This window comes from Curtobacterium flaccumfaciens, from assembly GCF_018598405.1.
GTDB classification, from domain to species: domain Bacteria; phylum Actinomycetota; class Actinomycetes; order Actinomycetales; family Microbacteriaceae; genus Curtobacterium; species Curtobacterium aurantiacum.
In genome coordinates this window covers 1-11557 of sequence record NZ_JAHEWS010000045.1, presented here as the reverse complement: position 1 = coordinate 11557, position 11557 = coordinate 1, and the positions used below count along the sequence as shown (strand labels likewise).

At 72.6% G+C, this 11557-nt stretch carries 13 protein-coding genes; 10 read left to right on the top strand and 3 right to left on the bottom strand.

Going from position 1 to position 11557, the window contains the following annotated elements; translation table 11 throughout:
- A partial coding sequence (locus KK097_RS17370) for a hypothetical protein (protein ID WP_214545583.1) occupies positions 1-186 on the bottom strand: 186 nt, incomplete at its 3' end.
- A 14-nt stretch (positions 187-200) separates the two neighbouring features.
- On the opposite strand from KK097_RS17370, the gene KK097_RS17365 reads away from it, so the two are divergent.
- The 4 genes from KK097_RS17365 to KK097_RS17350 are packed head-to-tail and all read left to right on the top strand — an operon-like array spanning position 201 to position 3613.
- Positions 201-926 (top strand): PspA/IM30 family protein, encoded by a 726-nt coding sequence (locus tag KK097_RS17365; protein WP_214528541.1) that lies wholly within the window; start codon positions 201-203, stop codon positions 924-926.
- A 44-nt stretch (positions 927-970) separates the two neighbouring features.
- On the top strand, positions 971-1792 hold the full coding sequence (locus KK097_RS17360; RefSeq protein WP_110864040.1) for an arginase family protein: 822 nt from the start codon (positions 971-973) through the stop codon (positions 1790-1792).
- Positions 1793-1847: 55 nt separating this feature from the next.
- Complete coding sequence (locus KK097_RS17355; RefSeq protein ID WP_214545582.1) at positions 1848-3251, top strand: dihydrolipoyl dehydrogenase family protein; 1404 nt, start codon at positions 1848-1850, stop codon at positions 3249-3251.
- Between the two features lie 2 nt (positions 3252-3253).
- On the top strand, positions 3254-3613 hold the full coding sequence (locus tag KK097_RS17350; protein ID WP_214545581.1) for a Fe-S oxidoreductase: 360 nt from the start codon (positions 3254-3256) through the stop codon (positions 3611-3613).
- A 156-nt stretch (positions 3614-3769) separates the two neighbouring features.
- Here KK097_RS17350 and KK097_RS17345 read toward each other — a convergent pair whose 3' ends face one another.
- Both KK097_RS17345 and KK097_RS17340 read right to left on the bottom strand, forming a co-directional pair.
- Entirely contained in the window at positions 3770-4588 is an 819-nt protein-coding gene (locus KK097_RS17345; RefSeq protein ID WP_214528544.1) for an ABC transporter ATP-binding protein, read from the bottom strand.
- Positions 4588-5487 carry a siderophore-interacting protein gene (locus KK097_RS17340; RefSeq protein WP_307858443.1) on the bottom strand — a complete coding sequence of 300 codons (900 nt, stop codon included), beginning with the start codon at positions 5485-5487 and terminating at the stop codon, positions 4588-4590. The genes KK097_RS17345 and KK097_RS17340 overlap by 1 nt, the downstream gene beginning before the upstream one ends.
- Before the next feature lie 66 nt (positions 5488-5553).
- On the opposite strand from KK097_RS17340, the gene KK097_RS17335 reads away from it, so the two are divergent.
- From KK097_RS17335 to KK097_RS17310, 6 genes are read left to right on the top strand one after another with little or no spacing between them, the layout of a single operon-like run.
- A complete protein-coding gene (locus KK097_RS17335) occupies positions 5554-6501 on the top strand; it encodes an alpha/beta fold hydrolase (protein WP_214545580.1) in 948 nt (315 codons plus the stop codon).
- Between the two features lie 58 nt (positions 6502-6559).
- Entirely contained in the window at positions 6560-8104 is a 1545-nt protein-coding gene (locus tag KK097_RS17330) for an ABC transporter substrate-binding protein (RefSeq protein WP_214545579.1), read from the top strand.
- 46 nt (positions 8105-8150) lie between these two features.
- Complete coding sequence (locus KK097_RS17325; protein ID WP_214528547.1) at positions 8151-9104, top strand: ABC transporter permease; 954 nt, start codon at positions 8151-8153, stop codon at positions 9102-9104.
- Positions 9101-9967, top strand: coding sequence for an ABC transporter permease (locus KK097_RS17320; protein ID WP_214545578.1), 867 nt, complete (start codon positions 9101-9103; stop codon positions 9965-9967). Before KK097_RS17325 ends, KK097_RS17320 begins: the two co-directional genes overlap by 4 nt.
- Positions 9964-10758, top strand: coding sequence for an ABC transporter ATP-binding protein (locus tag KK097_RS17315; protein WP_214528549.1), 795 nt, complete (start codon positions 9964-9966; stop codon positions 10756-10758). Before KK097_RS17320 ends, KK097_RS17315 begins: the two co-directional genes overlap by 4 nt.
- On the top strand, positions 10755-11540 hold the full coding sequence (locus KK097_RS17310; protein WP_214545577.1) for an ABC transporter ATP-binding protein: 786 nt from the start codon (positions 10755-10757) through the stop codon (positions 11538-11540). The genes KK097_RS17315 and KK097_RS17310 overlap by 4 nt, the downstream gene beginning before the upstream one ends.
- The last annotated feature ends 17 nt before the right edge of the window (positions 11541-11557 follow it).

Genomic DNA, 11557 nt, shown 5'->3' with positions numbered 1-11557 from the left:
GCTGCGAGCGGCGGCGACGTCGCCCTCGATGTCGATGCGCATCGCCTCGGCACGGGCGGCGGCTTCTCCGGCGGCGGCCGCTTCTGACCCGGCAGACTCCCCCGCTCTCCACACGGCCGGACCTGATCCGACCTCCGGCACCCAGAACCAGACACGACCCGACAACACCGTCCACAGGACTTCCACGAAAGGGAACAGCAATGGCCAAGCAGACCATCTTCGGACGCATCTCCACCCTCGTGCGCGCGAACATCAACCAGATCATCGACGACGCCGAGGACCCGCAGAAGATGCTGGACCAGCTCGTGCGCGACTACACGAACAACATCGCGGACGCGAAGACCGCGATCGCGCAGACCATCGGCAACGTACGCCTGCTCGAGCAGGACCACGAGGAGGACAAGAAGGCAGCGGTCGAGTGGGGCCAGAAGGCCGCCAACGCCTCCGCCGCCGCCGACAAGTACCGCGCCGAGGGCAAGTCGTCCGAGGCCGACAAGTTCGACAACCTCGCCAAGATCGCCATCGGCAAGCAGATCGCCGCCGAGCAGGAGGTCAAGGACGCCGAGCCGAACCTGGCGTCGCAGAACGAGGCCGTCGAGAAGCTCAAGACCGGCCTCGCCGGCATGGAGCAGAAGCTCGAGCAGCTCCGCGCGAAGCGGGACAACCTCGTCGCCCGCTCGAAGACCGCCGAGGCACAGACCCGCGTCAACGACGCGCTCGGCAACATCGACGTGCTCGACCCGACGAGCGACCTCGGCCGCTTCGAGGAGAAGGTCCGTCGCGAGGAGGCGAAGGTGCTCGGCCAGCAGGAGCTGCAGTCCTCCAGCCTCGACGCGCAGTTCGAGAGCCTCGAGGACGTCGGCAAGGACGCCGAGGTCGAAGCACGGCTCGCCGCGCTCAAGTCCGGCGGATCCGCGAGCATCTGACGAACGCCCTGACGACGCCGGACCCCAGCTGACAGACTGAGACGATGCACTTCCTCGTGGTCGGTCAGTGGCAGGGTTCGGCGTCGTCGCGCGCGATGCGTCTCGGTGACGGAGCGTCGGCGATCGCTGCCGACCTCCCCCGGGCTTCCACCACCGTGGTCGACGTCCCGGCCGGGGCCGGCGACCGTCTCGAGACGGCCGTCGCCCGCTACACCTCGGTGCTCGCCGTCGCCGAACGCGTCGCGGAGGAGACCGCCGTCGCGACCGAACCCGTGCTCGTCGTGGGCGGTGACGGTGCCAGCGTCCTCGGCGCGACCGCAGCCCTCGCACCGGACACCGCGTTCGTGCGCATCTCCGGTTCGAGCGGCTACCGCGCCCTGAACCGCGCTCAGCCCGTCGCCGCCGAGACCGCGGCCCTCCGCTTGCTGGTCGACCGCCCCGACGACCTGTTCCCCGGCCTGCCGGTCGTCCCCGCGTCGTCGGTCGTCGTCGCGGGTGTGCGCGGGGTCGAGGACGCCGAACGCGCCGCCCTCGACAAGGCCGGCATCGTCCACCTCGACGTCGACGCCGCCACCCCGGACGCCCTCGCCGCCGCGGTCGAGCGCACCGGCGCCTCGTCCGTCTTCGTGCACGTCGACCTCGACGTCCTCGACCCGTCCGAGGTCGACGGACTCCTCGAACCCGTCCCGTTCGGCCTCGACGGCGCAGCGCTCGTCGAGCGCATCCAGGCCGCGACGCGCGGCCGCCGCCTCGTCGGCGCCGCGCTCACCGGATTCGCCCCCGTCGACCCGGACCGGGCGGTGGACGACCTCGGCGTCATCCTGCGTGTCGTCGGAGCGGTGACCAGCGCCTCCCGGGTGGGCTGACCACACGCCGGACGCGACCGGCGGACGCCCCGCCGTCCCGCGTACGCTCGGCAGCATGACGGACTACGACCTCATCGTGATCGGAGCCGGCGCAGTCGGCGAGAACGTGGCGGACTACGCCAGGAAGCGCGACCTGTCGGTCGCGATCGTGGAGGCCGAACTCGTCGGCGGCGAGTGCTCGTACTGGGCGTGCATGCCCTCGAAGGCACTCCTGCGCAGCGGACACGCCCTCGCCGCAGCCAAGCGGCTCGACGGTGCGAAGCAGGCGGTGACCGGAACGCTCGACGCCGCCCACGTGCTCGCCCGCCGCAACTCGTTCACCTCGGACTGGAAGGACGACAGCCAGGTGTCGTGGCTCGAGTCCGCCGGCATCGACCTCATCCGCGGGCACGCCCGGATCACCGGCCCGAAGACCATCGAGGTCGACGGCGAGACGCACACCGCTCGCGCCGCCGTCGCCGTCGTCACCGGGTCCCTGCACACGCTGCCCCCGGTGCCCGGGCTCGCCGAGGCGAAGCCGTGGGGCACCCGCGAGGGCACGAGCGCCCAGCAGGTCCCCGAGAGCCTGCTCGTCATCGGCGGCGGCGTCTCCGGCTCGGAGCTCGCGACCGCGTGGGCCTCGCTCGGGGCGAAGGTCACCCTCGTCGCCCGCCACGGACTGCTCGGCGGCATGGAGCCGTTCGCCGGCGAACTCGTCGCGGACTCCCTGCGCGATCTCGGCGTCGACGTGCGCACCGGTGTCAACCCGGTCCGCGTCGACCGCGACGAGCACGGCCTGGTCACGACCGAACTCGACGACGGCACCACGGTCATCACGAGCGAGGTGCTCGCCGCCACCGGCCGAGCCGCACACACCCGCGACCTCGGGCTCGAGTCCGTCGGGCTGACTCCGGGCGACTGGCTCGACGTCGACGACACCATGCTCGTGCACGGCACCGACTGGCTGTACGCCGTGGGTGACGTCAACCACCGCGTCCTGCTCACCCACCAGGGCAAGTACCAGGCGCGTGCCGCCGGCGAGGCGATCGCCGCCCGGTACCAGGGCACGCCGCTGCACACCGAGCCGTGGGGCGCGCACGTCGCCACCGCCGACCACGCCGCCTCGCCGCAGGTCACCTTCACCGACCCCGAGGTCGCGAGCGTCGGCCTGACCGAGGCGAAGGCCCGCGAGCAGGGGCTGAACGTCCGTGCCGTCGAGTACGACCTCGGCGCCATCGCCGGGTCCTCCCTGCAGGCCGACGGCTACACGGGCCGGGCGAAGATGGTCGTCGACGAGGACCGCGGGGTCGTCGTGGGCGTCACGTTCGTCGGCCAGGACGTCGCCGAGATGCTGCACGGCGCCACCGTCGCCGTCGTGGGCGAGGTCCCGATCGACCGCCTCTGGCACGCGGTGCCGGCGTACCCGACGATGAGCGAGATCTGGCTCCGCCTGCTCGAGACGTACGGCCGCCCGGCCTGAGCGTGCGCAACCCGCTGGTCGACTCCCCCGTGTCCCGCGCGGGGTGGGTGTTCGCGACGGCCGTCGGGCTCGCCGTGGGCGTCCCGCTGTCGACCGGGAGGATCCGGGTGGAGGACGGGCTCGTGGTCTGCGCGGGGCTGCCGCGCTGGGTGTTCCGGCGCGGCGGCACCTGCGTCGGCTCGGTGTACCTGACGCGCGACAACGACGGCCCGCGGGTGCTCCGACACGAGCGGGTGCACGTCGAGCAGTGGCGGCGGTACGGCATGCTCATGCCGCTGCTCTACGCGGTCGCCGGGCGGGATCCGCTGCGGAACCGCTTCGAGGTCGAGGCCGGCCTGGAGGACGGCGGGTACGTGCGCTGACGCGGAGGTCGAGGGTCGAGGTCGCACGACCCGCCGCGCGCATCGCCGAGGTCGCAGGACATGCCGCTCGTCGAGCGTCGAAGTTCCACTGATCGCCTGCGGGGCGCGCGAGGTGCCGAGATTTCGGAACCTCGGGGCCGCGACGCCGCCCGCGCGTCAGGCGGCGCGCCGCCGGGGCACCACGAGGGGCGTACCGGTCTCGGGGTCGGGGACGACGACGCACGGCAGGCCGAAGACGTCCTCGACGAGGTCCGCGGTGAGCACCGACGACGGCTCCCCCGCCGAGACGATCGCCCCGTCGCGCATCGCGATGACGTGGGTGGCGTACCGAGCGGCCTGGTTCAGGTCGTGCAGCACCGCGACGACCGTGCGACCGGCGGCGTGCAGCGTGGAGGCCAGTTCGAGCACGTCGTACTGGTGCGCGATGTCGAGGAACGTCGTCGGCTCGTCGAGCAGCACGATGTCGGTCTGCTGCGCGAGCACCATCGCGATCCACACCCGCTGCCGCTGCCCGCCCGACAGCTCGTCGACGCTCCGGTCCGCCAGTTCCACCGTCGACGTCTGCTCGAGAGCGGCCTGCACGGCCTGCCGGTCGGACCCGGACGACGGGTGCAGCAGGTCCTGGTGCGGGAACCGGCCCCGGGACACGAGGTCGCGCACGGTGATGCCGTCGGGCGCGATCGGGGTCTGCGGGAGCATGCCGACCCGCCGGGCGACGGCCTTCGGGCGGTACGAGTCGATCGGCGCCCCGTCGAGGAACACCGTGCCGGCACGCGGCTTCAGGGTGCGGGCGAAGGACTTCAGCAGCGTCGACTTGCCGCACGCGTTCGGGCCGACGATGACGGTCAGTTCGCCGTCGGGGATGTCGACGTCGAGCGAGTCCACCACCACACGGTCGTCGTAGGCCAGGGTCAGCCCACGGGCCCCCAGCGCGGTCGTCGGGACGGTACCGGTCACGGCACCCGCCGCCGGCATCAGTGCTCGGCCTTGCCGTGCCGCCAGTAGCCCATGAACGCGACCTGCTTGCGGTCGATGCCGACGCCGCGCACCAGGTGGCGGCGGAGTTCCTTGACGCAGCCGGCCTCGCCCGCGATCCAGGCGTAGACGGGGCGCTCGTCGACGGGGGCGGGGACGTCCCACAGCACCTGCTCGTCGACGTCGACCTCGGTGAGCTCGGCGGCCGGCTCGCACGCGGCGGCGGACGGCGCAACGGTGGACGCCCAGGCGTGCACCTGGTCGGTCATCCGGACCCCGTGGGTAGCGCCGTTGCGGGCGATCCAGCGGACCTCGACCCCGGCGGGTGCGGTGACGGGCAGGCGGTCGGCGTCGGTCGGGACCTCGATGAACACGTGGCCGACCGTGGAGACGTCGAGCGCCTCGAGGATGGCGCAGATGGCCGGGGCGGCGGTCTCGTCACCGGCGAGCAGGATCCGGTTCGCGTGCCCGGGAGCGAACTCGGCGGCCCCGGTCGGCAGGTCCTCCGGCGATTCGGGGACGCGCGGCCCCACGATGCGCAGCTCGTCACCGACGCGGCAGGCCGACACCCAGCGCGACGCCGGACCGGTGTCGCCGTGGGCGACGAAGTCGATGTCGAGCTCACGGGCGTCCGGCCGGAACGAGCGGACCGTGTACGTGCGGAGCGGGTTGCGGACCTCGTCCGGCAGCGCACGCCAGGCGGCGTACCAGTCCTCGTCCTCGGGCAGTTCGGAGAAGCCGATGCCGGGCAGGGGCAGCACGATCTTGATCCGCTGGTCGAGACCGACCGAGGAGAAGTCGGCGAGCGCGTCGCGCGTCAGCGTCACCCGGACGAAGTTCGGGGTGAGCGACGTGACGGCGGCCACGCGGACGGAGAAGACGCGATACCGGGTTGCCACGGAACCGAGTATGGCATGCCTTACCTAACACCTCCAGGTCCCCGGAACGGTGCGAGGATCGTCCCCGTGTCCGAAGCCCCCGACGACGAATTCGCCGACCTGCACGCCCTCGCCAGCGCAAGCGGCGTGCATGCGCCGCTCCGCGCCTCCAGGCAGGTGGTCCGCACCGCGGACGGGCAGGAGATCTCCGCGATCCGGTGGGGCGACGACGGCCAGGAGGCGCGGGTCACCTACCTGCACGGGCTCGGCATCGACGCCCACAGCTTCGACACCACGGCACTCGCCGTCGGCGAGCCAGCGGTCGCCCTCGACCTGCCCGGTCACGGCCGGTCGTCGTGGCGAGAGGACGCGGACTACGCGGCGGCCGCGACGGCGCCGAGCGTGCTCGACGCGCTCGACGCGCTCGCGGTGCCCCCGGGGATCGTCGTCGGGCACTCACTCGGCGCGATCCTGTCCGCTCGACTCGCGGCCACCGCGCCGGAGCGGGTCACCGGACTCGTGCTCGTCGACATGTCGCCGGACTTCGCGCAGCGTGCGGTCGACCGGATCGCCCGCGCGCTCGAGGCCGAGGAGCCGTTCGAGTCCCTCGAGCAGGTCGTCGACCGGGCGATCGAGGCGCGGGTCGGCGACGACCGGCAGGTGCTGCTGCGCGAGGCCCGGCACACCACGTCCCTGGGTGCCGACGGGAGGCTCGTGCGTCGGCACCACTTCCCGCACCTGCCCGCCGGCCGGACGTCGTCGGTGGGGCGCTTCGCCGACGCGTGGCCGGACCTCGAGGCCCTGCGCGTGCCGATCCTGCTCGTCCGCGGCGACCGCGGGTACGTGTCCCCGAAGCTGCACGCCGGGTTCGCCGAACGCCTGCCCGACGCCGAGATCGTCACGGTGACCTCGCGGCACGCGGTGCAGAACCAGGCACCCCTCGAACTGGCGTCGGCGATCCGGGCATGGGGCCAGCGGCACGGATTGTTGCACCCGATCGAAGAACCGTCGCCCGACGGCACCAGCCGCCGGTAACCTCGTGCGAGCGCGAGGCCCGACCACCGACCTCGCGCCCGGAAGGAACCCACACCCCATGAGTCCGCTCCTGCCCCGTCGCACCGCGCGCACCGCGCGCATCGGGCGCGCTGCCCTCGCCGCCACCGCGGTCGCCGTCGTCTCCGCCCTCGCGCTGACCGGCTGCTCCGGATCGTCCGACACCACCGGGGGGAAGGACGCCACGGTGCGCGTCGGGCTGGTGCTCGAGCCCACGAGCCTCGACATCCGCACCCAGTCCGGTGCGGCGCTCGACCAGGTGCTCATCGACAACGTCTACCAGGGGCTCGTCGGCCGGACCGCCGAGGGCGACGTCCGCGACGTGCTGGCCTCGTCGCACAGCATCTCGGACGACGGCCTGACCTACACGTTCACGCTGCGGGACGGCACGACGTTCCAGGACGGCAAGCCGGTCACCGCGGCCGACGTCGTGTGGTCGCTCGAGCAGGTGAAGTCGAACGACTCGTACGTCGACTCGGCCAAGCTGGCGGGCGTCACGTCGATCACCTCGCCGTCGGAGGACACCGTCGTGCTCAAGCTCGCGAAGCCCGACTCCGACCTGCTCTGGAACCTGACCGGCCGCTCGGGCCTGGTGCTCGAGAAGGCAGCGGACAACGACCTGTCCGACAGCGCGAACGGCACCGGCCCCTTCGAGGTGTCGGACTGGAAGCAGGGCGACTCGCTCACCTTCGACCGCAACGAGGACTACTGGGGCACGGAGGCGAAGGTCGCGAAGATCGTCTTCCGGTACATCACGGACCCGTCGACCGCCGTCAACGCGATGGCGAACGGCGACCTCGACGTCCTGAACCCGGTCGACGGCACGCTCAAGAGCCAGCTCGAGGGCACCGACGACATCACGCTGCACAGCGGCAAGACCACGGACAAGTACACGCTCGCGTTCAACGACCGCAAGGAACCGTTCACGGACAAGCGGGTGCGGCAGGCCATCCGGCAGGCGATCGACGCGAAGGCGCTCATCAAGGCGATCGGTGGCACGGGCGTCGAGCAGGGCGGCCCGATCCCGGAGCTCGACCCCGGGTACGAGGACCTGACCGACATCGACGCGTACGACCCCGCGAACGCGAAGGAGCTCCTCGCCGCCGCCGGGCAGCAGGACCTGAAGCTGACGCTCACCTACGCGAACATCTACCCGACCACGATCGGCGACGTGCTGAAGTCGCAGCTCGCTGACGTCGGGATCACGCTGACGGTCAAGCGTGTCGACTTCGCCACCTGGCTGTCCTCGGTGTTCCAGGCACCGAAGTCCGGCGAGCGGGACTTCGACTTGTCGATGGTCGACCACGTCGAGGCCCGTGACTTCGGCAACTGGGCGAACCCGGACTACTACTTCGGCTACGACAACGCAGAGGTGCAGGCGCTCTACGCCCAGTCGATCGCTGCGACGGACGAGGCCACCAAGACCGAGGCCCTGCGGAAGGCGGCACGCATCGTCAGCGAGGACGCGGCCGGCGAGTGGCTGTACACGGCGACCGAGATCACCGCGGTGCGCTCCGGCGTCACGGGCTTCCCGGTCGACGGCGGGAACTCGCGCCTCGACCTGGCGAAGCTCGCGGTCAAGTGAACCGGAGCGGCCGCGGCGGGGTGTCCGTCCCCGTAGCATCGGTGTCGTGACCCGGTTCCTCATCGGGCGGGTGCTCCTGCTCGTCGTCGGCCTGCTCGTGGCGAGCGTCATCATCTTCGCCACGCTCCGCGTGCTGCCCGGTGACGTCGCCCAGGTCGTCGCCGGCACGCAGTCGACCCCCACGCAGGTCGAGCAGCTCCGGCAGCAGCTCGGACTCGACCGGCCCGTCGTGGTGCAGTACCTCGACTGGATCGGTGGGGTGTTCCGCGGTGACCTCGGCCGCTCCCTCGTGACGAACGCCGCCGTCGCACCGGAGATCGCGCAGAAGCTCGCGATCACCCTGCCGCTCGCCGCGATGTCGCTGGCGACCGCGCTGGTGATCGGCGTCCCGCTCGGGGTGATCGCCGCGGTGCTCCGCCGCCGTCCGGGTGGTGCGGTGATCGGGTTCGCGGCTCAGGCGGTCGCCGCCGTGCCCGTCGTGTGGGCCGGCATGCTCCTCGTCGCCCTGTTCGCGGTGACGCTGCACTGGTTGCCGACGCAGGGCTTCCCGCTGGACGGCTGGTCGGAACCCGGGCGGGCGTTCGCGTCGCTCGTGCTGCCCGCGCTGACGATCGGTGCCGTCGAGGGCGCCGTCATCCTCCGGTTCACGCGGTCCGCCACGCTCTCCGTCCTCGACGCCGACCACCTGCGCACCGCCGCCGCCGTCGGGCTCACCCGGACGCAGGCGCTGCTCCGCCACGGTCTGCCGAGCGTCGCCCTCACCGTCCTCGCCGTGCTCGGGGTGCAGATCGCCGGGCTCCTCGTCGGCGCGGTCGTCGTCGAGCAGCTCTTCTCGCTGCCCGGGGTCGGCCGGATGCTCGTCACCGACGTCGGCCGCCGTGACATCACGAAGGTGCAGTCCGAACTGCTCGTGCTCACCGGACTCGTGCTGCTCGTCGGGTTCGCCGTCGACGTCGTGCACCGCACCCTCGACCCCCGCCAGCGCGAGGTGCAGGGATGATCCGCCGCCTGCTGTCCCGCCCGACCGGGGTCTTCGCCGTCGTCGTGCTCGGCCTGCTCGTCGTGCTCGCCGCCGTGTCGCTCGTGTGGACGCCGCAGAACCCGTTCCGCGCCGACCCGTTCCACCAGTGGGAGGGTCCGAGTGCCGCGCACTGGTTCGGCACCGACGCCGCCGGCCGCGACATCGCGAGCTACCTGCTCGCCGGCACCCGCACCACCGTGCTCGTCGCCGTCGGCTCCGGGGTGATCGCGAGCATCGTCGGCGTCGTCCTGACGGCCGTCGGTTCGCTCACCGCCCGCTGGGTGCGCGAGGGGACGGCGGTCCTGCTCGACATCCTGGTGGCGTTCCCGACCCTGCTCACGGCGATGCTCCTGACCGCGGTGTTCGGCGGGTCACTCGGCGTGGTGATCGTGAGCGTCGGGCTGTCCTTCGGCGTGACGATCGCCCGTGTGGCCCGCGGTGAGATCCGGCGGATCGCCCGGAGCGACTACGTCACGGCTGCCCGGGCCTCCGGCGTCGGCGGCGCGGGCGTCCTGTTCCGGCACCTGGTGCCGAACGCGGCACCGCTGTTCACCGTGCAGCTGTCCCTCGCGATGGCCACGGCCGTGCTCGCCGAGGCCGGGCTGTCCTACCTGGGCTACGGCGCCGGGTCGGACACGGCGTCCTGGGGCAGCCTGCTGTCCGACCTGCAGACCTACATCGGGGTGCACCCGTGGAGTGCGACCTGGCCGGGCGCGGCGATCGCGCTCGTCGTCGCCGCGCTGTCGCTGCTCGGCGATGCGGTGCGCGACGCCTCGGACCCGCGACTCACGACGAGCGACCGGACCGATCCCGGCACGACCACTCCGGGGGTGACCGCATGACCGACGCGACCACCGCAGCCTCCGGGCTCGAGGTGCGCGGATTGTCGGTCCGCATCACGGGGCGGACGATCCTGGACGACGTCAGCTTCACCGTGCCTCCCGGAGCACGCGTGGGCGTGATCGGCGCGAGCGGATCCGGCAAGTCGATGACCTCGCTGGCCCTGATGGGGTTGGAGCCCGCCGGTGCCGTCGTCACCGGCAGCATGCGCCTGGACGGCACCGAACTCGTCGGCCTGCCCGACCGCGAACGCGCGCGACACCGCGGATCGGGCATCGCGATGGTGTTCCAGGAGCCGGGCACCGCGCTCGACCCGCTGCGCCGCGTCGGCGCGCAGATCGCGGAGCCGCTCCGGCTGCACCGCGGACTCGATCGGCGCGCCGCCCGCGTGGCAGCCGTCGACCTGGCCGCATCCGTCGGCCTGCCCGACCCGGAGTCGCTGCTGCGGCAGTACCCGCACCAGTTGTCCGGCGGGCAGCGGCAGCGGATCTGCATCGCGATGGCGATGGCGGGCGAGCCGTCGTACCTGGTGGCCGACGAACCGACCACGGCGCTCGACGTCACGACCGAGGCCCGCATCCTCGACCTGTTCGAGCACCTGTCGGCGGGCATGGTGTTCGTCACGCACGACCTCGCCGTGCTCGCGCGCATCGCCGACACGGCGGTCGTCCTCGACGCCGGCCGGGTGGTCGAGCAGGGCCGCGTCGCGGACCTGCTCGCCGCACCGCAGCACCCCGCCACGGTCGCGCTCGTCGACGCCGCCCGTGCCACCGCCAGGAGGACCGCCCCGTGACCCTCCCCGTCCTCGAGGCCACCGGTCTCCACCGCACCTACCGACTCCCCCGCCGCGGGCCGTTCGAACCCGGTCCGGTCCGCACCGCCGTCGACGGCGTCGACCTGACGGTGGCCCCCGGCGCACGACTCGGCATCGTCGGCGAGTCGGGATCCGGCAAGTCCACCCTGGTGCGGCTGCTCGCCGGCCTGGAGGCGCCTTCCGCCGGCACCGTCGCCGCCTCGGGTCGTCCGGTGGTCGCGTCCCGGTCCGCGCGTGCGTTGCGCTGGTTCCGTCGCGAGACCGGGGTGGTGTTCCAGGACCCGTACGCGTCGCTCGACCCGAGGATGCGCGTCGGGTCGATCGTCGCGGAGCCGCTGCGGGCGCTGCGCATCGACGGCCGGCACGAGGACCTCGTGCGTGCCGTCCTGGAGCGCGTCGACCTCCCCGCCGACACGGTCGACCGGTACCCGCACGAGTTCTCCGGCGGGCAGCGGCAACGGATCGCGATCGCCCGGGCCGTGGTGCACTCGCCGCGGGTCCTGTTCGGTGACGAGCCGATGAGCGCCCTCGACGTGGTCGTCCGGGCCAGGGTGATCGAGCTGTTCCGGTCGCTCGCCGACGACCTCGGGCTGACGCTCGTGCTGGTGTCGCACGACATCGGCGTGGTGCAGCGGCTGTGCGACACGGTCGCGGTGATGTCCAACGGCACGATCGTCGAGCACGGGCCGGTGTCGCTCCTGGAGATGCCGCAGCACCCGGTGACGCAGGCGTTGGTGGCCGCGGCGCCGACGCTGCCGTAGGGCGGGGCGGCCACCAA